Annotated in this window: 23 protein-coding genes; 10 read left to right on the forward strand and 13 right to left on the reverse strand. The window is 49.5% G+C overall.

The features are described 5' to 3' along the window. Positions 1-91: 91 nt before the first annotated feature. The 8 genes from J7439_RS13470 to ectA form a co-directional block, all read right to left on the reverse strand. The gene (locus tag J7439_RS13470) at positions 92-436 is read right to left on the reverse strand and encodes a hypothetical protein (protein WP_209202379.1); all 345 of its coding nucleotides are present in this window, start codon (positions 434-436) and stop codon (positions 92-94) included. 393 nt (positions 437-829) lie between these two features. Next, positions 830-1,579: a 3'-5' exonuclease gene (locus J7439_RS13475; protein ID WP_209202382.1), complete on the reverse strand. Its 750-nt coding sequence runs from the start codon at positions 1,577-1,579 to the stop codon at positions 830-832. After that, complete coding sequence (locus J7439_RS13480) at positions 1,576-3,453, reverse strand: DUF294 nucleotidyltransferase-like domain-containing protein (RefSeq protein ID WP_209202383.1); 1,878 nt, start codon at positions 3,451-3,453, stop codon at positions 1,576-1,578. Before J7439_RS13480 ends, J7439_RS13475 begins: the two co-directional genes overlap by 4 nt. 159 nt (positions 3,454-3,612) lie before the next feature. Next, entirely contained in the window at positions 3,613-5,283 is a 1,671-nt protein-coding gene (locus J7439_RS13485; RefSeq protein ID WP_209202385.1) for a BCCT family transporter, read from the reverse strand. A gap of 511 nt (positions 5,284-5,794) precedes the next feature. Further along, on the reverse strand, positions 5,795-5,968 hold the full coding sequence (locus J7439_RS13490) for a hypothetical protein (protein WP_209202387.1): 174 nt from the start codon (positions 5,966-5,968) through the stop codon (positions 5,795-5,797). Positions 5,969-6,158: 190 nt separating this feature from the next. Then, the gene (locus tag J7439_RS13495; RefSeq protein WP_209202390.1) at positions 6,159-6,554 is read right to left on the reverse strand and encodes an ectoine synthase; all 396 of its coding nucleotides are present in this window, start codon (positions 6,552-6,554) and stop codon (positions 6,159-6,161) included. Between the two features lie 10 nt (positions 6,555-6,564). Next, positions 6,565-7,875, reverse strand: coding sequence for a diaminobutyrate--2-oxoglutarate transaminase (ectB, locus tag J7439_RS13500; RefSeq protein ID WP_209202392.1), 1,311 nt, complete (start codon positions 7,873-7,875; stop codon positions 6,565-6,567). Further along, entirely contained in the window at positions 7,876-8,415 is a 540-nt protein-coding gene (gene ectA, locus J7439_RS13505) for a diaminobutyrate acetyltransferase (protein ID WP_209202393.1), read from the reverse strand. 204 nt (positions 8,416-8,619) lie between these two features. Between ectA and J7439_RS13510 the strand changes: the two genes are divergently transcribed. The 5 genes from J7439_RS13510 (at position 8,620) to J7439_RS13530 (ending at position 15,618) form a co-directional block, all read left to right on the forward strand. Beyond that, positions 8,620-9,108, forward strand: a complete 489-nt coding sequence (locus J7439_RS13510) for a MarR family winged helix-turn-helix transcriptional regulator (RefSeq protein ID WP_209202396.1) — start codon at positions 8,620-8,622, stop codon at positions 9,106-9,108. A gap of 434 nt (positions 9,109-9,542) precedes the next feature. Next, on the forward strand, positions 9,543-10,673 hold the full coding sequence (gene gcvT / locus J7439_RS13515; RefSeq protein WP_209202398.1) for a glycine cleavage system aminomethyltransferase GcvT: 1,131 nt from the start codon (positions 9,543-9,545) through the stop codon (positions 10,671-10,673). A 207-nt stretch (positions 10,674-10,880) separates the two neighbouring features. Further along, the gene (locus J7439_RS13520; RefSeq protein ID WP_209202400.1) at positions 10,881-13,823 is read left to right on the forward strand and encodes an ankyrin repeat domain-containing protein; all 2,943 of its coding nucleotides are present in this window, start codon (positions 10,881-10,883) and stop codon (positions 13,821-13,823) included. A 43-nt stretch (positions 13,824-13,866) separates the two neighbouring features. Then, positions 13,867-14,022 carry a hypothetical protein gene (locus J7439_RS13525; RefSeq protein ID WP_209202402.1) on the forward strand — a complete coding sequence of 52 codons (156 nt, stop codon included), beginning with the start codon at positions 13,867-13,869 and terminating at the stop codon, positions 14,020-14,022. A 225-nt stretch (positions 14,023-14,247) separates the two neighbouring features. Next, positions 14,248-15,618: a YjiH family protein gene (locus tag J7439_RS13530; protein WP_209202404.1), complete on the forward strand. Its 1,371-nt coding sequence runs from the start codon at positions 14,248-14,250 to the stop codon at positions 15,616-15,618. A 42-nt stretch (positions 15,619-15,660) separates the two neighbouring features. Here the strand turns inward: J7439_RS13530 and J7439_RS13535 are convergent, their stop codons facing one another. From J7439_RS13535 to J7439_RS13545, 3 genes are all read right to left on the reverse strand, one after another. Beyond that, on the reverse strand, positions 15,661-16,200 hold the full coding sequence (locus tag J7439_RS13535; protein WP_209202406.1) for a hydrolase: 540 nt from the start codon (positions 16,198-16,200) through the stop codon (positions 15,661-15,663). Between the two features lie 51 nt (positions 16,201-16,251). Beyond that, entirely contained in the window at positions 16,252-17,550 is a 1,299-nt protein-coding gene (locus tag J7439_RS13540) for an anaerobic C4-dicarboxylate transporter (RefSeq protein ID WP_209202408.1), read from the reverse strand. 292 nt (positions 17,551-17,842) lie between these two features. Further along, positions 17,843-19,399 (reverse strand): hypothetical protein, encoded by a 1,557-nt coding sequence (locus J7439_RS13545; protein ID WP_209202410.1) that lies wholly within the window; start codon positions 19,397-19,399, stop codon positions 17,843-17,845. Positions 19,400-19,751: 352 nt separating this feature from the next. Here J7439_RS13545 and J7439_RS13550 point away from each other — a divergent pair, with 352 nt between their 5' ends. Together J7439_RS13550 and J7439_RS13555 are read left to right on the forward strand one after the other, a co-directional pair. Further along, a complete protein-coding gene (locus tag J7439_RS13550; RefSeq protein ID WP_209202412.1) occupies positions 19,752-20,228 on the forward strand; it encodes an RDD family protein in 477 nt (158 codons plus the stop codon). A 252-nt stretch (positions 20,229-20,480) separates the two neighbouring features. After that, a complete protein-coding gene (locus J7439_RS13555) occupies positions 20,481-20,663 on the forward strand; it encodes a hypothetical protein (RefSeq protein WP_209202414.1) in 183 nt (60 codons plus the stop codon). A 142-nt stretch (positions 20,664-20,805) separates the two neighbouring features. Here J7439_RS13555 and lptG read toward each other — a convergent pair whose 3' ends face one another. Both lptG and lptF read right to left on the reverse strand, forming a co-directional pair. Further along, entirely contained in the window at positions 20,806-21,864 is a 1,059-nt protein-coding gene (gene lptG / locus J7439_RS13560; RefSeq protein ID WP_209202416.1) for an LPS export ABC transporter permease LptG, read from the reverse strand. After that, a complete protein-coding gene (gene lptF / locus J7439_RS13565) occupies positions 21,857-22,969 on the reverse strand; it encodes an LPS export ABC transporter permease LptF (RefSeq protein ID WP_286198341.1) in 1,113 nt (370 codons plus the stop codon). The genes lptG and lptF overlap by 8 nt, the downstream gene beginning before the upstream one ends. A gap of 245 nt (positions 22,970-23,214) precedes the next feature. Between lptF and J7439_RS13570 the strand changes: the two genes are divergently transcribed. From J7439_RS13570 to J7439_RS13580, 3 genes are all read left to right on the forward strand, one after another. After that, the gene (locus tag J7439_RS13570; RefSeq protein ID WP_209202419.1) at positions 23,215-24,696 is read left to right on the forward strand and encodes a leucyl aminopeptidase; all 1,482 of its coding nucleotides are present in this window, start codon (positions 23,215-23,217) and stop codon (positions 24,694-24,696) included. 75 nt (positions 24,697-24,771) lie between these two features. After that, positions 24,772-25,233, forward strand: a complete 462-nt coding sequence (locus tag J7439_RS13575) for a DNA polymerase III subunit chi (RefSeq protein ID WP_209202421.1) — start codon at positions 24,772-24,774, stop codon at positions 25,231-25,233. Between the two features lie 135 nt (positions 25,234-25,368). Continuing rightward, a complete protein-coding gene (locus J7439_RS13580) occupies positions 25,369-26,127 on the forward strand; it encodes an outer membrane protein (RefSeq protein WP_209202423.1) in 759 nt (252 codons plus the stop codon). Positions 26,128-26,256 lie beyond the last annotated feature (129 nt).

The following is a 26,256-nucleotide window of genomic DNA, read 5'->3' on the forward strand; positions in this document are numbered from 1 at the left end:
CCACCGGTGTGATCGTGTAGAATACGAAGGATGGTATTAATGGCTCGTTACTATAGAGGCGAAATATCAGAATTATTTCAGGACAATTTCTTTATACTATTATCCCTTGCAGTGCTTCTTCAGCGTACTCGTTATTGCTGAAATAACCTGATTGAGCTGTGACTAATAATTGTGCAGCAGCATGAGCGATGAAAGGCCTTAAAGGTGTTGCAATTTTTGCAGCACGATCTGCAAATGTTTTGGATGTGCCAGTTACAGCTGCTTTATTTTCCAAATCTACAATTTTACTGACATTTTCGGGTGTTAGTTTCATTTGCAGCAATGTTGGATTTCCTTTTTTCTTATCATATACATTCAAGATATTTTCAGAACATCCTGTCGTAACCGAAAAAGTTTGCATAGCTGCTGACACTAAATCCCCAGTTGTTGGCTTCATCGTACACTACCTCCTTGTGTACTTATTCATTATTTATAAATATATATTCAATTTAAATAAATTATTATTAGACATAAGTCTAAATTAATGGACGCATAGCTAATGATCACCTGGCCCAACCCAGCCTACAGTCCACATTAAGTGGGTAACCTTACCCGGCTTGCGGGTCAGTATTGCTGGTTTTAGCGAATAGTTATGTTGAAACTCTGAAATATCGTTTTATCCCTTGCAGGACAGGAGATTTGACGATTTTGCCCATTCACCCACTGGGCGAGTATGTGGACTCGGATGAGCACACACTCCTGCAAGGGATTTCATCGACTTTATCGAGTTCAGCTGCGGAATATAGGATAAACCCCGGGCGGCCTCCCTTTGAGACTATTAACCAACAAACTATTGCCAGATCTCGCCCAGTAAGGTGTCCGGGGGGAAGTGCCACGCCAATTGCGCCTGCAGCAGCTCGGCGGTGGCCAGGGCATCGGTCAGTGCGTGGTGAGGCTGGTAGGCTGGCAAGCCATAACGCTCACGGGAGCGCCCCAGTCTGACCGATCCCGGCCTTTTGCCCCGCAGGCGGTTAAGCCAGCCTCTGCATGCGCGGTGCTGAATGGCAGCCTCAATATCCAGGGTATCAACGACGGGGAAGATAATGCCTTCACCCAGGCGTTCACGCAACGCCCGGTCCATAAACTCACGTTCAATCTGCTTGTAGTGAACCACCACGATTTTTCCGGCCAGGGCGTTAAGCACCTGGTCCAGCACCACCTCCAGATCCGGTGCCTGCTCCAGATCCGAGTGAGTGATGCCATGAATGACAACCGATTCCTTATTCAGGGGTCGGTTGGGGTTAACGATCCAGTGCGCTGAACCTTTGCACTGGATACGCTGCCGGGTAAAGGGTACCAGACCAATGCTGATGATCTCGTCCTCGTCGGGGTTCAGACCGGTGGTTTCAAAGTCAAGTGCCACGAATGGCACCTGACTCACCGATGTTTCCGGCGCTGCAGGCAACACCCGGTAAAACCGTTTAAGCCGGGCGTCCTGAGCTTCAAGTGCCAATTCAGCAAACCGCTCTGACCAGTTGGGGGTATCACGGGTGTCGAACAGCAGCTCACTATGGGGTTCGGCTCTCAGCAGGGAGATCATGAGTGACTCCTTTGATAGCGGAACTTAATAAAGCTTTGCGCGTTACTGAGGATCTGGAACGCAGCCTTGAGGTTACGGCGCTCGAAATCCGACATATTTTCCGGCTCAACACTGTTGTCCGGTTGTTCGCCCTGCTCCACATCCAGAGCCTGGTGGCGGATTCGCACCATATAGATCAGTTCCATGGCATCACGCAGATCCTGTGCCCGACCCTTGGGCAGAATGCCGGCAGCAATGATGTCATCCAGACGCTCAAAGGAGTTTTTCGCCAGTGAGCCAACGGCCATCGCGTGCACCCGCACTAGGTCCGCCAGAGGAGCGGTACCACGCCGCTTGAGGTTGATAGAGTTGCGGTGGCGACCATCCTGCTCCATCACAAAGTCCTTGAAAAAGCCCAGGGGCGGCGTACGGTTGATCGCGTTATGAGCCATGCAGGCCAGGAAACGGTTGTTGCGACGGGCACGACGCACTACAAAGCCCTGCAGTTGCTCCGCCCATTTCAGGCGGCCATAAACCCCTTCGATGTCGAAGAAGATGGAGGAATGGAGCAGAGTTTCCGGGTTGGGTTGATCAATCCATTGGGCAAAGCACTCCTCCCACTGAGTATGGGTCATGCGCCATTGCGGATTGGACGCCATAATGCCGCCGCTGCAGTAGCTGTAGCCACAGGCGTTGAGGCCATCGCAAATGATGTCGGCCAAGCGTTTAAAGTACTCACCGTGTTCCGCTTCATCATAACTATCATCCAGAATCAGGGCGTTGTCCTGATCAGTCACGATCAGCTGCTCATCACGGGCCATTGAACCCATCGCCAGCAGACAATAGGGAACAGGCGGTGCCCCCAGCTCCTCTTCGGCAATTTCCGCCAGTCGCTGTTTAAAGCTGCGGCCAATCACCGACATGGCACTGCCCACCATATGAGCATTAGCATCTTCATCCACCATACGGACAAAGCAATCTTTTACCTGTCTGGAAACGGCTTTCAACTCATCGACGGTATGGCAGGTAAAGATTGAGTGGACCAGCAACAGGCTGTTTTGGGATTCGTAGCGGACGATGTCGGTCATACCGATGATGCCGATGACGTTTCTGTCCTTCCGAATTGGCAGATGATGCAGGTTGTAGCGCAACATCATCAACATGGCTTCAAACACGTAGGTGTTGTAATCCACGGTCACCACATCGGTACTCATCACCTCGGCAACGGTGGTGTCCGTATTCAGACCGGCAGCCAGCACCCGCACACATAAGTCACGCTCGGTCACGATACCGAGCAGGGTATCTGCCTCATCCTTCGATTCATCCTGTTGGTTCACCACCAATAGCGATGTGACGTTCTCGTCATCCATCAACCGGGCTGCCGCCTGGATAGTCGTATCCACAGAGACGGTCACCGGCTCCCGGGCAATGAGTTTACGGGCTTTTACGGTGGTCAGGTTATTGCCTTTGGCGCGGTTCGAGATAGCATTGCGCAGCTGGTTGCCGTCATGCAACTCCATAAAATCGGCAAAGTGATCAAACTCATCACAGAGGCTTTTGAACAGGGCATCGGGAATGCAGTAGACCAGGGTGTCTTCAATGGCCCTGGCTGGCATCCTTACCTTGTTGTTCATCAACAGCCCTTTCTGACCAAACACTGCGCCGCTGTCCAGACGGTTGTACAGCTCACCTTTGCGCAGGTAGATCTCCACAACGCCACTGCGGATCAGGTAGAGGTCCCGAATACTATCCCCCTGATTGAGGATCATGCTGTCAGCCCGATAGTAAGCCACCTCAATATTCAGGGTGATTTCTTTGAGCTTCTCTTCTGGTAACTCGTCAAAGGGCGGGTACTGCGAGATAAAGTTGAGTACTTCCAGCTGTTCCGCTTCCATCTTCGATTCCGGCAAGTATGAGGTTGATCGGGTAGCTACCACCGTGCCCTGTATTAAGCCACCCTTTTCTGGCCAGTACTGTGGGCTTAGGGAACGGGAATGGTAAACATCTAAAAAAAGGGGCTCATAGCCCCCTTTTTTCTTTTTTCAGCGCGGGGCTTATTTGGTCGAAAACGCCAGTGCGCCGGGCTTGTTGGCCGGTTTTCTCGGCTCGCTGACCAGGCCCTTCAGCAGTGAGAAAGTTGCCAGTAGCAGGACCACGGTAAAGGGCAAACCGGTGGTGACCGCCATGGCCTGTGCCGCAGCCAGGCCACCACCCAACATCAGGGCAATCGCCACCAGGCCCGCGAAGCTACACCAGAAAATGCGCTGCGCCATAGGCGCGTCCACTTTACCGCCGGCGGCGATGGTGTCGATGACCAAAGAGCCGGAGTCTGCTGAGGTAATAAAGAACACCACCACCAGGATGATACCCACCACTGAGGTGATCTCAGCCAGCGGCATCACGTCCAGCATGGCGAACAGCTTCAGCGGCAGTTCCGCGTTAAAGACCGCCTGGTAGCCATCGTTAACGTATTGGCTCATGGCGGTACCGCCAAACGCCGTCATCCACAGCACACACACCGTTGACGGAATCAGGATCACGCAGGTGATGAACTCACGCACGGTACGGCCACGGGAAACACGGGCGATAAACATACCCACGAACGGTGACCAGGAGATCCACCAGGACCAGTAGAAGGCAGTCCAGCCCTGGGAAAAGTTCGCGTCCTCACGACCAAACGGCATCGACAGCGCTGGCAGATACCCCAGGTACGACAGGATATTGTCGAAGAAGCCCCCCATAATGGCGGCAGTAGGGCCCACAACAATAACGAACACCAGCAGCAAAGCGGCCAGCCCCATGTTGATCTCTGACAGACGCTTCACGCCACCGTCCAGACCCGCCACAACAGAGATCAGTGCCAGAGCGGTAATCGCCAGGATCAGCATCACCTGGGTACTGTTGTTCAGCGGGATATCGAACAGGAAGTTCAGACCGGTCATCGCCTGAGAGGCTCCATACCCCAGCGAGGTTGCCAGACCGAAGACGGTGGCAACGACAGCCAGAATGTCGATGACATGACCTGTCCATCCCCAGATACGCTCACCGAAAAGTGGGTAGAAGATGGAACGCATCGTCAGGGGCAGACCTTTGTTAAAAGAGAAGATGGCCAAACCCAATGCCAGCAGCGCATAGATGGACCAGGGGTGCAATGCCCAGTGGTAAATGGTGGCAGCCATGCCCAGCGCCTGAGCACCTGCGTTATCACCCTCTGCACCATTGAGCGGTGCCCAGTCAGTACGTACGCCATTTTCAACGGTGACACCGCCCAGGGAGGAGCTGAAGTGAGACATCGGCTCGGACACACCGAAGAACACCAGACCAATACCCATACCAGCGGCAAACAGCATCGCCAGCCAGCCTGCATAGCTGTAGTCCGGTTCAGCTTCGGTGCCACCAATACGTACCCGTCCAAGTGGCGTCACGATCAGCGCCAGGCAGACCAGTACGAAAATATTGCTGGCGGACAAAAAGAACCAGTCCATATTCGACGTCAACCATCCACGCAGGCCTTCAAAGAAAGGCTCAACACTGTTCCGGAAGGCCAGTGTCAATACGACGAACATGACGATCGACAGACCTGAAATCGCAAAGACCCGGTTATGGATATCCAAACCCAGTGGCCCCACTTTAAGGGCAATATTATCCTGGCCAATTTGATAGTCTGTATCAATCGCCTTGACCTTACCGTCAGGGCGCTGAATACCACCGTTATTTTCGCTCACATCATATTCCTCAAGATGCGGCCTTAAGCAAACGGTTGGAGAACGCTGTCAATTGGTCGTGCACTGTCTCAAAGCCCAGCACCTTTGATGATGGGCAGAAAAACGGACACCTTGTGGGATAAACAAGGGGGGTGAAAAATCAACCAAACAGACGATACTTCGTGCTTAGACTGGCATTCAGTTCAGTACCCGTTATGATCTGAACTGAGCGCATAGCCTTACCGCTTACACAGTCGCAATTATTATTACTTAAACCAGAGTCACCCGGCATTACAGGAAAACCTGAGTAAAACCATATCCTTACATTCGGATTATCTACTATAAAGCCTGCTTGATACAACATGAAATAAATATGACGGCAAGTTGGGGCAGGAAAAATGAGATAAGAGGCCTTTGGTTAACTTCATATCAAACCCTCTTGAGGTTAACCACGGATCTTAGGGTAGACATTAAGCGCCTACTCCTCTCTTCGGCAAGTTAAAGATGGAACCACGAATAACAGGATATAACCTCAAGCAGCAATATATCGTCGAATAACGGAACCGTGATTTTCATTTTCCACAAGGTTTCGGTGCAATGCCCGGATCGCCTTCTCATAGTCCGATTCAGCAACAATACACTGCATTTCAACCTGTCGTATGGTCTGATGCATTGCCATACCGATTTTCTCTACTGTATGCGCCATTGTTCTGTTGATCAGATAAGTTGAATATTTTGCCCGGAGCAGACAAATTCTGGCCGGGGTGGGGGGTACCACAAATGGCCCCCGCCCGGTTGTCAATATGGTGGTCGACAAAGAAAAAGTTGCTCCCCCGAGAAGGCATGATATTGCTGCTTCAGGGACGTGAAGTAATGCATCTGCAAACGTGGTTAAATCAACTGTCCTGCAAAAGGGGGTAAACCCCGTTTTTATCGTGTACTTCCTGACCGCTCAGTGCCGGGTTGAAAACACAGGCCAGTTTCAGTTCGCTATGGGCTCTCAGCAAGTGCTCATCGTTTTTATCCAGAATATAGATGATGCCTGGTTTGATGGAGTGAACCCTGCCATCAGCCAGTGTTTCAACTTCACCTTCACCACTGATGCAGTAGACAGACTCCAGATGATTCTGATACCAGATGTGAGTCTCGGTATTGGCATAAATAGTGGTAATGTGAAAAGAGAAGCCCATGTTGTCATTTTTTAACAGCAGGCGCGTGCTTTCCCAATGACCGTCAGGGGAAACGACACGACGCCCTGACTGTTCTGCGTCTTCAAGGGTACGTACAATCATTATTATTTTCTCAGCTGGCTACACGGAACAGGTTGTTGAGTTGATTGCTCTCATTAAGAGGTTGGGTATCCGGGATACAAACTTCAGCAAAGGCATTTTCAATAATATCAAGGCCTGCTTTCAGGTTCTGGTCACTGATAATCAGTGGGCATAGCAGCTTGACTACCTGATCCTCAGGGCCACTGGTTTCAATAATCAGTCCATTTTCAAAACAGCTGCGGGTGATTTTTCCCGCCAGCTCCCCGTTACCGCAGTCAATCCCCCGGAACATACCACGTCCACGGATGCTCAGGGTTTCAGCGTTATGGATTTCTGCAATGTCTTTCAGACGGTTAGATATATAGAGTGATTTCTTTTTGATGTCTTCGGAAAAGCCGTTGTCTGACCAGTAGTGGTCTATGGCGGCCCTGGCGGTAACAAAGGCCAGGTTATTGCCACGGAATGTACCGTTGTGTTCACCCGGTTTCCATTGATCCAGGTCTGGACGGAACAATGCAACGGCAAATGGCAGGCCATAACCACTGAGGGATTTCGACAGTGTAACAATATCTGGTTTTATGCCGGCTTCTTCAAAGCTGAAGAAAGTACCTGTTCTGCCACAACCTGCCTGAATGTCATCAACAATCAGAAGTATGTCGTATTTTTTGCAGACCGCTTCCAGATTTTTCAGCCATTCAAAGCTTGCCGCGTTAATGCCTCCTTCGCCCTGAACGGTTTCAACAATAACCGCTGCCGGGAGGTCAACACCACTGCTGGCATCTCCCAGCACTTTATCCAGGTACTCTGTGGTATCAATATTGCCATTCAGGTAGCCGTCATAGGGTAGTCGGCTGACGCCGTTCAGACTGATCCCGGCACCACTACGGTGATGGCTGTTGCCGGTGGCAGCCAGAGAGCCAAGGCTGACACCGTGAAATCCATTGGTAAAGGCAATGATGTCGGTTCTGCCGGTGACTTTCCGCGCCAGTTTCAGGGCTGCTTCAACAGCATTGGTCCCGGTGGGGCCGGTAAACTGTACGACATAGTCCAGATCTCTTGGTTTGAGGATTTTTTCTCTGAACGTCGTCAGAAAAGCCTCTTTGGCTTTTGTATGCATATCCAGACCATGGGTGATGCCATCCTCCCGGATATATTCCAGCAACGCTTCTTTGAATACGGCATGGTTGTGCCCGTAATTGAGCGTGCCTGCTCCAGCCAGGAAATCAAGATATTTGTTACCATTTTCGTCATACAGGAACTCGCCCTGCGCCCGGTGAAATGTCTGGGGAAAAGAGCGTGCATAGCACTGCACGCCCGATTCAAGTTCGTCAAAAATACTCATTTATTCAGTTACCTCTACAGGGTGGTGATGTTCATTGCTGGCCCGGACCGCTGCTGACTCTGAGACTTCCATTCTGGCCAGATAGAGAACTTCATCTTCATGGCCACTGTCGAGATGAACTCCGGCTTTAAAATGCTCAATGGTTTCAACGGTCATTCCATGGTTTTTGAAAAAGGTCTGGAATAGTTTTTGTGACGCCCGGTTACCGGGTGCAATGGTGGTTTTCAGGCACTGAAGTTGTGGGTAACGGGTAAACAGTCTGCTTAGCATCTGCAGGGCAATGCCTCTGCCACGATATTGTGGGTGCAAGGCCACCTGCCAGATAAAAAGCGTATCGGTGCTGTCAGGAGACAGGTAACCAGAGATAAACCCGATAACCTCTCCGTTGTCTGCCTCTGCAATAATCGAGGTCCCGGCAAAATCCGTACATTGCAATAGATTGCAATACAAAGAGTTTTTATCCAGTGGTGGACACTCGCTGACCAGCCTGTGGACAGACATACCGTCTTCTTTTTCCGGTTTTCGGTAAACAATATTCATCGCTTTATGATATTTTAGTAAAGCTAAAATTTAGTATTTCTATATATTTTACACCATTTAAAACCAAAAAAATCAATAAAAGATTAAAATAAGTCATATGACTTACACCGCATAAAGTTTGATGAGCAATGTATTTTTTATTGAAATCCAGAGAGAAGCCGTGAATAGTAAGGCATTTGTTAGAGAAAATGAGAACTGTACCGAATGGCAAGAAGTCAGGATGCGCTGGTAATTTTGCGTCAGATCATCAGATCAACAGATATGCAGGACAAGGAAATCAGTCGATGTACTAACCTCACCCTTCCCCAGTTAATGGTGTTGCAGACTCTCAGACAGTCTCATCAGATCACAACCGGAGAGCTGGCGAAGTCCATTGGTATTACCCAGGCGACAGTAACCAGTATTCTTGATCGCCTGGAAAAAAAGGCACTGGTTGCCCGGGAGCGTGGAGCCGATGATAAGCGCAAGGTTTGGATCAGCCTGACCACCGCCGGGCTCAACCTGCTGAAAGGTGCCCCCACCCCTCAACAGGATCTTTTTACACGACGATTTAACGATATGCAGGACTGGGAGCAGTCCATGGTGATCTCTGCTCTTGAGCGGGTAGCCTTTATGCTGGATGCTCAACATCTCGATGCCGCGCCCATGCTTGATATCGGTCAGATTGACAGGGACGACAACAGCCCAGTGTAGCAATACCCTCAAATGACCAACCCCTTCAAGCCTCCATTGATATTGCAATCTGTTAACGTCGCAGCCTGTATTTACACTTACCAGGCTGCCTGAAATTAAGAATAAAGTTTCCTCACCAGAGTGATTTTCCTGACTGAGGAATGAAAATAACTGAGATTCTTCGTAACCATAAAATTGTGCTGGCTAAGGTATCAACATATATGGGAAGATGCGCCCTATACTTTCACAAAATCTCACAACCACAACACATAAAATCAAATAAAAACAATATGTTAAAGGTTTTGACAGAATATTTTTCAACCCCTTCCATAATCCATTGATTTATACAGATGATTTTGACAGAAATTATTTAAACAAGAGACTTACTGAGAACCTTATAACCATTCAAACCAGAGGCTCTCTCGATAATTGAATACGATAAATGGAGATGAGGTATGTCTGAAGCGTCCGCTGAAAGCCTGAAGAGAACCCCGTTATATGATCTTCATCTGGCCCGGGGAGCAAAAATGGTTCCTTTTGCCGGTTATGAAATGCCGGTGCAGTACCCATCCGGTGTCAGGAACGAGCATATCCATACCCGCAGTAAAGCCGGGCTTTTTGATGTCTCCCATATGGGGCAGCTGAAACTGTCCGGTGAAGGGGCTGACTATTTCCTGGAATCCCTGGTACCGGTTGATGTTGCAGGCCTTGCCATTGGCAGGCAGCGTTATGCCCTGCTTACCAATGAGGCTGGGGGTATCCTTGATGATCTGATGGTCACCCGTTACGACGATTGCCTCTATCTGGTGGTTAATGCTGCGTGCAAGGCGCAGGATATTCAGCATATCCGGTCCAGACTGCCGGAAGGTATCAAGCTGGACGTTCTCGATAACCGGGCACTCGTTGCTCTTCAGGGACCCATGGCCGCAGCCGTTTTGGCAAAGGTTGTTCCCGAGGTAGCTGAAATGGTCTTTATGGACTCCCGCCAGCTATCCATTGATGGGACGCCCTGTTTTATCAGTCGTTCCGGTTATACCGGAGAAGACGGCTTTGAAATTTCCATCCCGGAAAACGAGGCAGAACGCATCACCCGGCTGCTACTCGACCATCCGGAGGTTGAATTAATTGGTTTGGGAGCCAGAGACTCCCTCCGCCTGGAATCGGGCCTCTGTCTCTACGGCCATGATATGGATGTCAATACCACCCCAATTGAAGCGAGCCTGATGTGGGCAATCAGTAAAAATCGTCGTCATGGTGGTGAGCGGGCAGGAGGCTTCCCCGGAGCCGGAAAAATTCTGCAACAGATTGATACCAGACAGGTTGCTACCAAACGCATTGGCCTTATTGGCAGTACCAGGGCCCCGGTTCGTGAAGGGGCAGAACTGATTGATGATCTCGGTCATCATATCGGGCGGGTAACCTCCGGCACCTTTGGCCCAACGATTGAAGCACCTGTTGCAATGGCTCTGATCCACGCCGATTATGCGACACTGGGCACAGAAGTGTATGCACGGGTCAGAGGTAAAAAGCTGCCAATGACCGTCAGTAAAATGCCGTTTATCGAACAGCGTTATTACCGCGGCTGATTTATTTTCTTAACTGCATTTCATAACAACTGCCGGCTCCCCCCTTTAGAGCTGGCAGTTTCCTGTTAATTCGTTACAGCGTGTTCCCACGCCAATATTCATTTTGGTATTAGAAAATTTAATGATTAATGAAAGCCGTTAATAAGCAACTTTCCCACTGCTTTAAAGTCATATATGTCCAAAACAAATATACTAGTGGACAAGTTCATGCTTCCTTTAAATACAGAAGTCAACTCAATACTTTTCCAACCCTGGCAACCAGATACTTCTTCTGGAAAGTCACAAATACCAACGGTCGCCCATCAGCCAGAATATATTGAATTGCCCGGGGTTCATTGTTATGAAGAACTGGAAACCCACGCTGCTTTTCCCGGGATAAAAACCCGTTTCCTGAATGATATTCAGGCTATGAAACAACTGGTACACCCCTATGTTAATGATCAGTACGATACATCAATCGATATTTTTCATGACAAGCTGAAATCACCTCCTGAACATCTTAAAAACAGCCTGCTACCTCTTTATCGTGAGACACGCTTTCAGATTCGACAGTTAGTCATGCAGCTTAAGGATCAACAAAACGATCCAAATGTTGACAACCAAAATTACATTGCCTGTGTACTCCATGAGTGCCTGAACGACATTCAGGAGTGTGCTCCCGGTATTCATGGCCGCTTTACCCGGAGTTTTCTTAATCTGGAAGCCTCCCGGGGAGGGCTGGATGGGAAGCTCTTTAAGGTCAGGAGTGAGCTGTTTGATCAATTTATCCAGTCTTTCCTGCTTGAGCTACAACGGGAGGGATTGGTTAATATATCACCAAACACAGAAATCCACTGGGTTCACAGCTTTCACAACCTTTTCTGTGAGCCTCTGGGGCTCTCTCCCTTCACTGACACTCTGGCACCGAACAATCTGAGTGATGGCCTTACCCAGCGATTTCTTGCTGCTGCCCCCTTGTCAGTCAATGCCTGTACCATCCTGCGTAAACTCTCGTCCGAGTGGTCTGACCAGATCAGCACAACCCTTCAAAAACTGGGAGTGCAGGCATGGGAAACCGACGTTATTGATCCCTCTGAGCTGACTTCAGACAGAATTGGTACACTTGAAAGCACACTCTTTAAACCAGTTAACCATTTACTGAAAACTACGGGCGAACAGTCGCTTGATCTCAGGGCCCTGATCGAAGAAACAGGCAATGACAACTATTACCTTGGCCGGTACCGGGAGAAGTTACTGGCCTGGGTGGCCAGCTATTTCTCTGAGTCATCGGCCCAGGTGTTCACCGCTATTCCCGCAGGCGTCGATTCGGCATGGCATATCGGGACGATAAATCAGCTTTTCTTCTGGGTATTTAATCATTATCAGTACTTGCCAGCTGGGCAGGCGTGTACCTTAAATGCAAATAATCACACCACGCTGACATTGCCTCATTTAACGTCCATTGACTTCTCAACCTGGCCTCAAACAACCATTTATGCCCTACTTACCCAGGCAATGGAGCAAACGGATAAGGCTGAGCATATTGCCTCGTTTTTCCTGCAACACGTCACCATCAAACAGCTTGGCAAAGCACCAGCGATGGTGACCAGGGCACTTTCCAACCAACTCTGTGACAAGCTGATTAAAAACGATGACACCTTTAAAGAAAAGTTATGCCAGTGTGTAAGTGATCATTTTGCCGCTGGTACAATCACCATTGCTCCAGGCATACTGGACTGGCTGACCGATACGCCTCTACTGAAACCGGTCTTATTGAGACTTCAACAACAGGGAATACATATTTCACCAATCACATCACGCATAGCCAGCTGGCAAATCTCTGATTTTTCACACGAGGATATAATAAAGTTACTGACACCCAATGATTGTCGGCGACTGTTTAAACAGGCATTAAAACTGAAGCAGGCAGAAATCCTGTCCAATCTTCTGTCAACCAGTCATTGTGATCAATTGACCAGGCTCTTGAACGGTGAGGACAGCCCTCTGGCGTGCTTTGCACTTTCCGGTAATTTGCCCGGATTGGAATACCTGTTGAAGTTGGGCAACCCGGAGGTTAACCAGAAAAATACCCTTGGCTACTACCCCCTGCACATCGCTGCCAAATGCGGGCACACAGCGTTCGTCAGGACGTTACTGACCGTCAAGGGCATTGACGTCAATGCGAAGTCTGACGGTGGCTGGACGCCCCTGGCCTGTGCTGTCAAACAAGGCCACGTAGAGTGCGCCAAGGCATTATTGACTGCCGACGGCATTGACGTCAATGCGAAGTCTGACAGTGGCTGGACGCCCCTGGCCGGTGCTGCGTTAAAGGGTAACGCAGAGTGCGTCAAGCTGTTACTGACCGTCAAGGGCATTGACGTCAATGTGCAAATGTCTCAAGGCTTTACCCCCCTGCATTGGGCTGCCGAAAAAGGCCACACAGAATGCGTCAAGGTATTGCTGACCGCCAACGGCATTGACGTCAATGCCAAGTCTAAAAATGGCTATACGCCCCTGATCCGTGCTGCCCAATCCGGCCATGCAGGCTGTGTCACGGAGTTATTGACCGCTGAAGGCATCGACGTCAATGTGAAATCGTCTTCAGGCCTTACGGCCCTTCACTGGGCTGCCTTATATGGCCACGCACACTGCATCACGGCGTTATTGCCCGCTGAAAACATTGACGTCAATGTAAAATCTTACGATGGCTGGACGCCCCTGATCTTTGCTGCCAAATCCGGCCACACAGATTGCGTCAGGGTGTTATTGGCCACCAAAGGCATTAACGTCAATGCAACAGTTAAGGGCTATACGCCCCTGCACTGGGCTGCCATAAACGGCCATACAGAGTGCATCATATTGTTATTAACCGCCAAAGGCATTGACGTCAATATGAAAACACCTGAGACGCCCCTGCACTGGGCTGCCATAAACGGCCATGCAGGGTGCATCACGGCGTTATTGACCGCCGAAGACATTGATGTCAATTTGACGTCAATCCGTGGTATTACGCCCCTGCACCGCGCTGCCCACCGTGGCCAGATAGAGTGCGTCAAGGCGTTACTTAAAGCTCCCGGCATTGACGTCAAAATAAAAAATGCTCGTGGCCGGACGCCCCGGGACACCGCTCACAGATATGGCCACGCAGAATGTGCAAGACTGCTGATTTAATTTTTTGAATCATATTTTTGTGCATGGCTGAGCAGGGCTTGTTATGAAGCAGTTTACAGCCGTAAAAAAGAAAGAGACCAGCCTGCCTAACCTTTTCCCCCGCTCCCACGCTCTGCGTGGGAATGCATACCAGAGCCTGCAGGATATAGAACAACCTGCTTCTGCCCGAAATCATGAGAATTTAATAAAAAATCAATAAAATAGGGCTTTTTCGGGGTAGAAAGTTAATATTTATTAAGAAATAATGCATAATAAACCCGAACAGAGCGCAATCAACAGCCATCAAACCTACCGGCTGCGATATGCACTGATTCAGGTAGACCATTACCGACACTCCTGACTCATTTATTCGCTGGGCAGGAAATTTGAGGTTTTTGAATCATACTTTCGTGCATGGCTGAGTTTGAGGAGCCCGGGGCTTGTTATGAAGCAGTTTACAGCCGTAAAAAAGAAAGAGACCAGCCTTCGTCACTGGTTAACATTTTTAATCCCATCACTGATGGGTCTGTTGCTATTTGTCACTCCGGTCAGTATTAATGATGAATTTACCATTCCTGTTGCCCTGCTGGCCGGCGGGTTAAAAGCGCTGCTCAAAGACCAGCTGACCACCATCATTACCATTATTGTGTGCTTTACCGGGTGCATCACCATCATTACCAAGCTGTTCCAGCCACAAGCAATAATGACGCGCCCATTTCTTAACTCTCTGTTTGATATTACCCCTCTCTGGTGCCTGGTAAGGGTTGCTGGCATGGTCTTTGTGCTTGCCAGCTTTTTCGAGTTTGGTCCGGAAGCCATCTGGTCAGGAGCCACTGGAGGCATGGTTTTAAATGACCTGATGCCGACCCTGTTTTCAGTCTTTATCTTTGCCGGACTTTTACTGCCACTGTTAATGAACTTTGGCCTGCTGGAGCTGCTGGGCACCCTGATGACACGCATAATGCGACCAGTATTTAACCTGCCCGGCCGTTCAGCTATTGACTGTATTGCCTCATGGCTGGGGGATGGCAGCGTTGGTATTCTGATGACCAGTAAGCAGTATGAAACCTCCTATTATACTCAGCGTGAAGCTGCGGTAATCGGCACCACTTTCTCTGTTGTTTCGATTACCTTCTCACTGGTGGTGATTGCCCAGGTGGGTCTGGAACACATGTTTACCCGCTTCTACCTTACCGTCTGCTTTGCCGGGCTGGTTGCAGCTTTTATCGTCCCCAAGCTGCCTCCCCTGTCCAGAAAAAAAGACGTGTTCATCTGCGGCAAAACCCGCAGTGATGATGATGAAATTATTCCTCAGGGTACCAGTGCTTTTGCCTGGGGTCTGGAGCAGGCACTGGACAGAGCCGCAAAAATCACCAATCCCATGAAGATCATTCAGGATGGTGGCAAGAACGCCATCGATATGGTGTTTGGGGTCCTGCCAGTGGTGATGGGCATTGGTACCATTGCCCTGATCATTGCCGAATACACCCCGGTCTTCCAGTACCTGGGCATGCCTTTTCTGCCGTTACTGGAGTGGTTGCAGATTCCTGAAGCCCAGGCGGCCTCAACCACCATGATGGTGGGCTTCACCGATATGTTCGTGCCCTCTATCCTGGCGGCATCCATTGACAATGATATGACCCGGTTTGTAATTGCGGCATTATCCCTGACTCAGCTGATTTACCTTTCTGAGGTGGGTGCTTTGCTCCTGGGAAGCAAGATTCCGGTAACCTTGTTTGAGCTATTTATTATTTTTATTCTGAGAACGCTGGTCACGCTGCCCGTTATTGCCGCGATTGCCCACCTTATCTTCTGATACCGAAAAGTGAGCCTCAGATTGCTGAGGCTCAGGTGCGAATCATTTAATAAGCCTGGCGACATCACGAAATTGTGGTGCGTCGGCAGATTTCATCAGTTCAAACAGCGCCATTTCAACGGTTGTCAGATCAGCCCCCTGGGCTGACATTTTATCCAGAGCCACCTCTTTACTCTGTAATGTTCTTGATGAAACCCCATCAACCAGCACTTCTACCTCATAGCCTCCGGCAAGCAGATCCATCGCCGTCTGATAAACGCAGATATGGGTCTCTATGCCGGTCAACAACACCTGTCTGCCACCGGTCTGTTCCAGTGCTGACATAAAAGCAGGCTCACCACAGGCACTGAAGGATGTTTTTCTCACCGGGCTGAAGTCCGATAACTCATCAGCCAGTTCAGGAATGGTGCTCCCCAGCTTTTCCGGAACCTGCTCCAGCCAGATAATCGGAATATCAAGCAATCTGGCCCCTTTAACCATGGTCACAATATTGTCAAAGAGTGACTCATATTCATGCATCAGGGTGGCCAGCTTGCCCTGAACATCCACAACCACCAACACCGTCGTATCAAGATTTAACATACCTGTTCCCCCTGCCACTTAGATCAATATTATTTTTTGAAATTCCTTGTTTTAGATAATAACCGGAGCCAGCAGAAAACCAAAAATCACACACAGCAGGATGCAGATCACTCCGGGCACAAAGAAAGGATGATTAAACACCATCTTGCCGATGCGGGTAGAACCTGTCTCATCCATCTCGACCGCTGCAAGCAAAGTAGGGTAGGTTGGCAAAACAAACAGGGCACTGACGGCAGCAAATGACGCGATAGCGGTCACCGGGTCAACAATCATCAGGGCTGCTGGCATCAGAGCCCGGGTCGTTGCGGCCTGGGAATACAGTAACATGGACGCCAGAAACAGTGCCAGGGCAAGCAGCCAGGGATAGTGATCAAGAATATCCCCGGCGGTCTCCTGAACATTCTCAAGATGGGCTCCAACAAATGTATTTCCCAGCCAGGCAACGCCCAGAACACAGATACATGCACTCATACCGGACTTGAAAGTCTGGGCATTCAGAATGTGATTGGTATCTATATGGGTAACCAGGGTAATCAGGCACGCTGCACTGAGCATAAAGGCAAAAATGGCACTGTCTCTGGGCAAAACGGGATTTTCAATAACACCCACCTTATCGCTGACCAGCGTCGCATATACCACCACCGCCAGGATACTCAGGCCAAAAATCAGCACGGACATCCTTGCTCCGGGCTTTATTCGATTATCCACAACCTCAGCAGGTTGAATCAGGCCTTCAGAGAGCTTGTGCAGATACACTTCATCTTTGTGCAGTTCACAGCCAAGGTAATTACACACCAGCGACGTCAACATCACGGCAACAAATGTGGTAGGAATGCAAATCAGGAGCAGATCCAGATAATCAACACCAAAGGGCTCCAGCATACCACTGAATACCACCACAGCGGCGGAAACCGGAGAGGCGGTAATGGCGACCTGAGAGGCAATCACCGAAATACTCAGAGGTCGGGATGGGCGAATACCATTCTCACGGGCAACGGCGGCAATAACCGGCAATGTTGAATAAGCCGTATGGCCAGTGCCAGCCAGCAATGTCATAAAGTAAGTAATAGCCGGAGCCAGGAACGTCACATACTGCGGCCGCTTTCTGAGCAATCTGTCCGCAATATATACCAGATAATCAAGCCCGCCAGCGACCTGCATGGCTGCCACAGCACCAATGACAGACATGATGATAAGGATCACATCCACCGGAATGGTGCCAGGATTCATCCCAAGCCCCAGGGTAAGCACCACAACCCCGACAGCACCGGCAAAACCAATACCAATGCTGCCCAACCGGGCTCCCAGGAAAATAAATGCCAGAACAATGATCAGCTGTAACCAGGTCATGCCAAATCCCCTGAGAAATTAATCTTAAGTCAATGGATAGATAATTTAAGATAGCCTGAAAACGGCAAAAGACGTTTCAGCACCGGTCAGGTGGTGCTCAGAGTCAGACCCGTGACTACTATCAGGAGAGGCATTACAGCCAGGAGGCTGACCGAGAATAGCGCCCGTCCAGGCGACCCCGTAGCGAGGATGGCAGAAAATTTCTGACTTTTTAGACCAATTTACTGCCACCGCACGACTGCATGGATGCAGGAGCTAGAGCAACGCAGGAGCAGTTGCCGCGTAGGGCAGTCTATTCTCGGTCAGCCTCCTGGTCCGGGGGAGGGAACTTGATACTGTGCATAGTATCTTCAATTTCAGACTCCCACATTGAGGGAACCACCCAGGACGTCAGAAAAACAGTGGCCATCAGGCCGGCTGTGAGCGGAAAGTAATTATTAATACCAAACTGCCCCATCAGCAGGTAAGACACGGAAGGGGCACCAATAAATGCCAGCCCGGGCACTAACCAGGAAAACAACCTGCGCGTAGTGAAGGTAATGACCTCACTTTTAGAGCGAATGGATGCCTCCGCTGCCAGGCATAGGTTTTCGGTGTAAACCCGGAATGTGGTAACATTCGGAACCTGTTTGACCACCTTTTTACGAACCGTTCTGGTTCTCTCCCTGGGAGTCATTCTGTCACCCCGCGCGCCCCATACATACGTGTCAGGATGCTGATAATAAATTTCGGTTTCATCTTCCTCTTCAACAACCTCAATATCTTTGCTGCCACCTTCGTGTAACATCACTTCACAATAATTCCAGGCGACGGGAACAGGCCCCATGGAAAAATACCCTTTCCTGTCCACCCTGATAATCTGACCACTTCTGAATGCACTTCGCTTTGATATGGTTTTATTCCAGTGATGCAGAAACGTTCGGTCAGACTCCTCATACCGACCTGTTCGTTGGAAAAAATCCGTCTCTTCAAATTCAACAACTTGATAAACGTCAGTTACCAGCTCCTTTGTTGCATAATAGAAATTGTACAGGGACGAAAACAGTGAATTTTCTTCATCCCATATCTCCAGCCTCGGCATAAAAGGTTTTACAACATCAATAACGACCAGTTCATTTTTGTGTTCCTCTGACATTTTGGTTCCCACTTCCGCCGTCTCTGCCCCGAGACGTTCCACCAGAACGGGATGATTATGATATTTATTGTCGGTAATGCCCGGACTGCGTACCTCAGAGCCCAGCTTAAAATCAGCAACAACATTCTTTACAATCCAGCCATAAGGCGCGCCTGCAATAGCATAAGGCCAGTTTGTAGTCCCGGTATCTTCATTCAAAATATTATCAAAGGTACCGAGCATGACACTGTCCATATACCTCATATAGTGTTTACCACGGCGCACCGGATCTAACACGTGATGATTGAAAACATCCTGATACTCCGAAGCAAAGTTGATAAAAGGACGGATCAGGAGGTCCATCATCAGGTCATTAAACAGGTAGTTACTATTATCAATGATCGACATAAATAGAGAGGTTGCATTCTTATTTCTGGCTCGAATCAGATCCTGGTAATATTCACTGTCTGCATTTTCTTTATCGGGTTCGTTGCTGGCTTCATTTTCTTCAGCATCATCATCCAGATCTTCCTCAATTAAATCGTCTTCATCATCCAGATCTTCCTCAATTGAATCATCTTCATCATCCAGATCTTCCTCAATTAAATCATCTTCATCATTCAGATCTTCCTCAATTAAATCGTCTTCATCATCCAGATACATTGATGATTCTGAAACATTTTCAGTATGCTCATCTACGTTGGCAGTGGTATTAATGGCCAGTAAACTGAACATAAGAACAATTAAAAATGAGAAATCATGAACAACTCGATTCTGCCTCATCATACTCCCCGGAAAGCATTTTATTGTCTCAGGCATGTCACCATTCAACAATGAAAGACATGCTCATCCCTTAAAAAAAGATAAATAATGTAATCAAATCGTAATAATCCGATTCACAAAAACCCTCAGCTCTTATGGGACAACTAACACGTAAATTTGTTCCATTAAAAAGCCCAAAGGCAGAAAAATATCGAGATACCTGTGCCGGGTACAAACATTGAGCGGACGACAGAAGTTGTTATGTGCGTGAAAAAAATTTGCTGATAGAATGTCCCGACACGTTTAATAACAAGGCAAGAGGTCGATGGAAGCCACTAATCTTACCCCGGCTCCAGTGTGGAGAAGAGCTGCGGCCATGTTGTACGATTCTCTGTTAATCCTGGCTCTGTTGTTTATGGCCGGTTTTATTAATCTGTTCATCCAGATACAGATTTTCGGTAATGAGCAACTGAAAACCATGACTGAAGAAGGCTACCAGCTTGGAGGCCCCTTTTTCTACGCCGCCCTGCTGGTCATCATTTACGGCTTCTTTGGCTTTTTCTGGACCCGGTCAGGACAAACCCTCGGTATGCAGGCCTGGAGAATAAAAGTGGTCAGCAGCAACAATCATTTGATCAGCCCATGGCAAAGCGTGATCCGTTTTCTGATTGCCATTCCTGCACTGTCGCTTGCGGGTATCGGGCTTCTCTGGGCACTGATCGATCATCAGCGGCGAAGCTGGCAGGATCTGGCATCGTCATCCAGAGTCATTCTTCTGGAAAAACCGGTAAAGAAAACCTGACAACAGTCTTCTAACATCTTAGTGCTGCTTCATAAATAAGCGGCACTGGTTACACTGTCAGCATTAACATTCACAGGCGACTGCTCACTGCCGCCTGATACACACATACCGAAACATTTATTGGTATTTTTACCTATCCAGCATTAGAATGAAACCATCGTCATTCACCAACGACGGTGTACCAACAAGACCATCGATGGCTATTCATAGCAGACAGGCTTTCAGCAGGCATTAAAAAAGGGAGACTCCAGTATGAACACCCGGCTATTTGAACAGGTTGTATCTCAACTGGCGGAAGTCTTTCGTCGTTTATCAGAAAATCCGGAAGCTTTCCACCACTCACATCAACTGGAAGAGTGCAGGCTCTACTGCCCGGTCACACGAATCCCACAAAAGCCTGTAAGAAGAACTCCCGGGCACCATTTCCAGCGATAATCCCCCATCATTCCCACGCTCTGCGTGGGAATGCATACCGGAGCCTAAAGGATGCGCACAATCTCCGTTTATCCTGAGCGGAGTCGAAGGGTGATTGGCACAGTCTTTTATTCAGGACATGGAGCCTACGCCCTTTAACCCTTTAGGCAGCTCGCCTTAACATCACCGCACCCGCCAGCAGGCAGATGATGATTGGAATCATTACCGATAATACCGGTGGAAACCCGAATACCAGGCTGGATGGTCCCATCAGGTTCTGAACGATCATAAAGACAATGCCGGTGATCACCCCGGAGAAGATCCGCAACCCCATACTGACCGAACGCAAAGGACCAAAAACAAAAGAGATGCCCACAATAACCAGGGAGAGTATGGATAACGGTTGAAGCAGCTTTGTCCACAGTGCCAGATCATACTCTCCGGCATCCAGCCCCTGTGCTGTCAGGTACTTCGTATAAGTAAGCAGGCCGGATATGGGCAATGCTTCAGGCTTGACCACCACCACTTTCAACAGCGTTGTTGTCAGACTGGTATCCCAGGGTTCAACCAGACTCTGCTCAGTAATAAACTGCTCATCCTTACGGCGTATGGTGGTGACATTCTCCAGCAGCCAATGATCACCCTGATAGATTCCCCTTTTGGCAAAAGCGCTTTCCTGAAGCTTCATCTCATCATCAAAAACATAACGACTCACGCCGTAAAGCACGCCGTTTGGCTCGACCGCATTGAAGTAGATAAATTCACGTCCTTCACGATGCCAGAAGCCTTCTCCTGTGTATGTGCCATCAGCAGAGCGGGCTATCGCCTTTCTGGTTTCGCCAACCTGCTCAGCCATGGGGGCAAGATATTCGCCAAGCATCAATCCGGTAATAATCATGACCAGGGTGGGCTTCATGACTGCCCCCAGAATACGCCACAGTGAAATACCAGCGGCCCTCATAACCACCAGTTCACTGCTGGACGCCATGGAGCCCAGCCCCATAAGGCAGCCGACCAGTGCCGAAACGGGAATCAGCTCGTACAGTTTTTTGGGTATCATCAACAGGGTATAAATTAAAGCGTCCAGCGACTGATAGTTGCCCCTGACATCATCCAGCTGCCCCAAAAAAGCAAACAACGCTTCCAGAAATACCAGAATCAGCAGGACAATCACCGTTGCCCCCAGAACATTTCTGGAAATGTAACGATCCAGCTTACGCATTTCCAGCCCTCCGGCGCGCCAGCCAGAGTTTACCCGGCTCAACAAGGTACAACAGCAAAGCAATCAGCAAGAAAAGAATATGAATCGGCCACAGGCCAATATCCGGCGACAGTCGCCCATCCTCAATCGCGCCACGGCCACTCATTAACAAAGCCAGATACAGCAGATACAGCAATATTCCGGGCAACAGCTTCACATAACGCCCCTGTCTGGGATTAACCCGGGCCAGGGGCAATGCCATCAGCACCACGATGGGTATTAACAGTGGCAAAGAGATCCGCCATTGCAGCTCAGCACGATGGCCCGGGGTGTCGGACGCCAAAAGTGTCGCCGTTGGCAGAGCCTGCTCCTTGCTGATCTCTTTTCCGGAGCGGCGCTCTTCCATACGAAGGCCGTAATGTTCAAAGGCAATTTCCCGCAGAGGCAATGCGCCGGGCGTCAGGTCATAACGGTAGCCATCATCCAATATCAGATAACGCTGACCACCCTCTGCTGCATTAACTTCAAGGCTTGCCTTTTGCGCCAGCAGCAAGGTCATTGAACCTATGTTTTTGCTATTCCCGTTACGGTTGGCGATAAAAACCCTGTTCATCTGCTGGCGATCATCGGTTAACGTCTCTGCGTAGGTCACGCGCTGCCAGCCAAACTTCTGGAAACGTCCGGAAACCAGGGTATCAAACTCGGTCAGAGCGTCCTGCTCGACAAAAATACTTTCAACTTCCTGTATTCCCCGGGGGGCAACCACCAGGCTTAACAACGCAACCACCAGCATAACCCCGGCCGCAGGCACTATGGTTATGCCTAAAAGTTGATGGTGGCTGAGACCACAGGCGCTGAGCACCGTCATTTCGTTATCAACATACAGCCTGCCATAGGCGAGAATAATGCCCAGGAAAAGCCCCAGGGGCAGTATCATGACCAGAAACTCCGGGATCCGGTAACCCATGATGGCAAAGAGGAAGTCCGCTTTCAGCGTCCCGGTTGCCGCCTGTGCCAGATAGTTCACAAAGCGTCCACTCATGATAATGAGCAATACGACAGACGTTACTGCTAACATAACCTGCAGCATCTGTCTGGACAGGTAACGAAATATGATTAAAGGCATGCCTTGGTGAAATTCATCAAATCAAAACGAACATTTATACGTCAGTCGCCGTAAAAAACCGGTACAATCCCGGTCTGTCTGACAGAATCGTAGAATAAACATACAATTATCCCAATGACTTCTACGTTCTGATAGCCGTCCGGATAATGCCTGAATATCCCATATCCGGGCTAAAGCGTCTGGTTGAATTAGCTTAACCGTATTATTATCCATGAAATCGGATAACTTGTCCCCTTGGAGAGACCATGGAATTTGTTGTTAAGAGTGGTGCTGCAGAAAAACAGAAAACTGCCTGCCTTATTTTGGGCGTCCACAAGAAAAAGCTTCCGCCCTCTGCGACAGCCTTAGACTCGTTAACCGAGGGGTATCTTGCCGACATAATCAAACGTGGCGACCTGGATTTCAAGCCCGGCCACTCACTGATGCTTCTGCACAGTCGGCATGCGACGGTTGAGCGTCTGCTACTGCTGGCCATGGGTGAAAATGATAAGCCATTAACAGAAGCCGGGTTTAACAAACTGACGGGCAACCTGACCAGCCAATTGAAGTCGCTGAATGCCAGGGAAGCGACCATTGTCATCGAAGATATCAACGTCGAGGGCAAATCACTGCACTGGATTACCCGTCAGTTGGTTGAAGCGGTTGAATATGCGTTTTATCAGTTCAGCCAGTTTAAAAACGACACCGGCAAAGGCCCGGTTCTGAAGAAGCTGACTCTGCTGGCAGACCGTAAAAATGCTGAAGAAGTGAAAGCCGGTCTGGCCCAGGGGCAGGCCATTGGTAATGGCCGGAATGTGGCCCGAACCCTGGGCAACCTGCCAGGCAATATCTGCCATCCAAGCTACCTTGCCGATGAAGCCAAAGCATTGGCAAAAAAGCATGCCAAACTGACTACCAAGGTGCTGAATGAAAAACAGATGTCTGACCTTGGCATGAGCTCCCTGCTCTCCGTCAGTGCCGGTTCCGAACAGGAAGCCCGGCTGATCTGCATGGAGTTCAAAAATGGCAAACGCGGTGCCAAACCTCTCGTTCTGCTGGGTAAAGGGATCACCTTTGATACCGGTGGTATCTCCCTGAAACCCGGTGCCTCCATGGATGAAATGAAGTTTGATATGTGCGGTGCCGCCAGCGTATTCGGCGTGATGAATGCCATTCTTGAGCTGGACCTGCCCATTAATGTTATTGGTATGGTGGCTGCGGCAGAAAACATGCCCAGCGGTAAGGCCACCCGCCCGGGGGATATCGTAACGTCCATGTCCGGCAAGACCATTGAAATTCTCAATACCGATGCCGAAGGCCGTCTGGTGCTTTGTGATGCCCTCACCTACGCAGAACGTTATAAGCCGGAAGCGGTGATCGATATTGCCACACTGACGGGTGCCTGCATCGTCGCCCTGGGCCATCATACCTCCGGCCTGCTCAGTAATAACGAGCCGCTGGCTGAAGAGTTGCTCAGTGCTTCCAAAGAAGCCATGGACCGGGCATGGCAGCTGCCGATGGGTGAAGAATATACCCGCCAGCTGGACAGCAACTTTGCCGATATGGCCAATATCGGTGGTCCTGCTGCGGGTACCATTACCGCGGCCTGTTTTCTGGCAAAATTTGCCGAAGCATATCCCTGGGCACATCTGGATATCGCCGGGACCGCCTGGAAATCCGGTAAGGAAAAAGGGGCTACCGGTCGTCCAGTCCCTATGCTGGTACAATACCTGCTGAATAAAATCTGATTGTTACCAGTACTGATGACAGGCCCTGATCGATCAGGGCCTGTTTGTTTGCTCAGATTAGTTTATGATTTCCCCATGACCAGAGTGACTTTCTACCTTCTAGCCAGCAATCTTGACAATAACGGGCAAAACGAACAGCAGTTTGCCTGCCGCCTTATCGACAAAGCATGGCGTGGAGGCCTGCCCATGCATATCCATACGGCGGATGAAAGCAGCTGCCAGTCCTTGGATCAACTGCTCTGGTCATGGCGGGAGGATAGCTTTCTTCCCCATGGGATTATTTCACCCATCCAGGGCAATACTCCGGAAAGTGTACTTCTGGCCAGAGAGTCTCCCATCACCCTGGGGTTTGACCACCCTGCCGTGGCGTCAAAGCGGTTGCTGATTAATCTCAGCCCTGAGGTTCCTTCATTCTTCAGGGACTTTGCCCGTGTCTGTGAAGTCGTGGTTCAGAACCCGGACCAGAAAGCGGTTTCCCGGGCGAAGTTCCGGGCATATCGTCAGGCGGGTATAGAGCCAGAAGTACACAATATGTAGGTCCTGTCATCCATTGCCCGCTGATATCGCCAGCCGATACCGTTCACCCATAGTTTGTCTATCCTTTTTATAAGAAAGCAGACACACATCGCTTTCAAACAAATAAAAATTCTCTAACCATTGAACGGTAAAATAATGATGAAAACATTGAACGCAATGCTGGTCAGCCTGGCGCTGGCTATACCGGCCACCAGCCAGGCTATGGATATTTATGCTTTTGCCCGTGGCGGGGCGGCTTATACGGCGATAAAGGATACTGAGGCTGTCAATCCATTCATTGCAGTTGGTAGTGCACCCTCTACTAACCCTGATGCAACCCAAGGCAGCATGGGGATAGCCAATCTGAATAACGATCACAGCGTTGCAGTTGGAGCTTTCGGTGCCGGACTGGTATTTAACCCCAATTTCCGTCTGGAGCTTGAAGGGTCTTTTCAGAAAGCGTCTGATTATCAGATAGACGTATCTCTCGGTTGGCAGGCAAACTCTGGCCCATTCGATGTAACACTTCTTGGCACCGCGTATAACAACATCAGCATTGAATCTGAAGTATATATGCTGAAAGCTTATTACGATTTCCCCATGAATAAGCACCTGGTGCCCTACGTTATGGCGGGTGCAGGATATGCGAAAAACAAGGCATCCGGTGTACAGACCTTTTCAGCCAACGCCAACTGGAATGAAAAGTGGGATGACCACGCCAGTAATGAAATGGCCTGGACAGTGGGTGCAGGCGTTTCCTATATATTCAGCAAACACCTTACCCTGGATCTTGGTGTTGAACATCGCAACCTAGGAGACTGGGAGCTGAAAAACCTGCCAGCGACCGGTGATGAGTCACTCAAGGGTAAGCTGGAATCCACCACATTGTTGATGGGCTTGCGTTACCACTTCTAACCGCCCCCCGGTTATATTTCTGCACAGGCCGCAGTAAACTCCTGTGCAGTACTCCCTCCAGAACAACTTCATAAGACAAGCCAGGCCAATCAAAGCCAAACTCCCGTCTATAATCATCGTGGCATGCTG

Source organism: Salinisphaera sp. G21_0 (genome assembly GCF_017744115.1).
Classification (GTDB): Bacteria; Pseudomonadota; Gammaproteobacteria; order Pseudomonadales; family Endozoicomonadaceae; genus Endozoicomonas.

Coding starts and splice junctions, on each gene's coding strand:
- J7439_RS13470 (WP_209202379.1), bottom strand. CDS start 436: ATGAAGCCAACAACTGGGGATTTAGTGTCAGCAGCTATGCAAACTTTT.
- J7439_RS13475 (WP_209202382.1), bottom strand. CDS start 1,579: ATGATCTCCCTGCTGAGAGCCGAACCCCATAGTGAGCTGCTGTTCGAC.
- J7439_RS13480 (WP_209202383.1), bottom strand. CDS start 3,453: ATGGAAGCGGAACAGCTGGAAGTACTCAACTTTATCTCGCAGTACCCG.
- J7439_RS13490 (WP_209202387.1), bottom strand. CDS start 5,968: ATGGCGCATACAGTAGAGAAAATCGGTATGGCAATGCATCAGACCATA.
- J7439_RS13495 (WP_209202390.1), bottom strand. CDS start 6,554: ATGATTGTACGTACCCTTGAAGACGCAGAACAGTCAGGGCGTCGTGTC.
- ectB (WP_209202392.1), bottom strand. CDS start 7,875: ATGAGTATTTTTGACGAACTTGAATCGGGCGTGCAGTGCTATGCACGC.
- ectA (WP_209202393.1), bottom strand. CDS start 8,415: ATGAATATTGTTTACCGAAAACCGGAAAAAGAAGACGGTATGTCTGTC.
- J7439_RS13510 (WP_209202396.1), top strand. CDS start 8,620: ATGGCAAGAAGTCAGGATGCGCTGGTAATTTTGCGTCAGATCATCAGA.
- gcvT (WP_209202398.1), top strand. CDS start 9,543: ATGTCTGAAGCGTCCGCTGAAAGCCTGAAGAGAACCCCGTTATATGAT.
- J7439_RS13520 (WP_209202400.1), top strand. CDS start 10,881: ATGCTTCCTTTAAATACAGAAGTCAACTCAATACTTTTCCAACCCTGG.
- J7439_RS13525 (WP_209202402.1), top strand. CDS start 13,867: ATGAAGCAGTTTACAGCCGTAAAAAAGAAAGAGACCAGCCTGCCTAAC.
- J7439_RS13530 (WP_209202404.1), top strand. CDS start 14,248: ATGAAGCAGTTTACAGCCGTAAAAAAGAAAGAGACCAGCCTTCGTCAC.
- J7439_RS13535 (WP_209202406.1), bottom strand. CDS start 16,200: ATGTTAAATCTTGATACGACGGTGTTGGTGGTTGTGGATGTTCAGGGC.
- J7439_RS13540 (WP_209202408.1), bottom strand. CDS start 17,550: ATGACCTGGTTACAGCTGATCATTGTTCTGGCATTTATTTTCCTGGGA.
- J7439_RS13545 (WP_209202410.1), bottom strand. CDS start 19,399: ATGTTCAGTTTACTGGCCATTAATACCACTGCCAACGTAGATGAGCAT.
- J7439_RS13550 (WP_209202412.1), top strand. CDS start 19,752: ATGGAAGCCACTAATCTTACCCCGGCTCCAGTGTGGAGAAGAGCTGCG.
- J7439_RS13555 (WP_209202414.1), top strand. CDS start 20,481: ATGAACACCCGGCTATTTGAACAGGTTGTATCTCAACTGGCGGAAGTC.
- lptG (WP_209202416.1), bottom strand. CDS start 21,864: ATGCGTAAGCTGGATCGTTACATTTCCAGAAATGTTCTGGGGGCAACG.
- lptF (WP_286198341.1), bottom strand. CDS start 22,969: ATGCCTTTAATCATATTTCGTTACCTGTCCAGACAGATGCTGCAGGTT.
- J7439_RS13570 (WP_209202419.1), top strand. CDS start 23,215: ATGGAATTTGTTGTTAAGAGTGGTGCTGCAGAAAAACAGAAAACTGCC.
- J7439_RS13575 (WP_209202421.1), top strand. CDS start 24,772: ATGACCAGAGTGACTTTCTACCTTCTAGCCAGCAATCTTGACAATAAC.
- J7439_RS13580 (WP_209202423.1), top strand. CDS start 25,369: ATGATGAAAACATTGAACGCAATGCTGGTCAGCCTGGCGCTGGCTATA.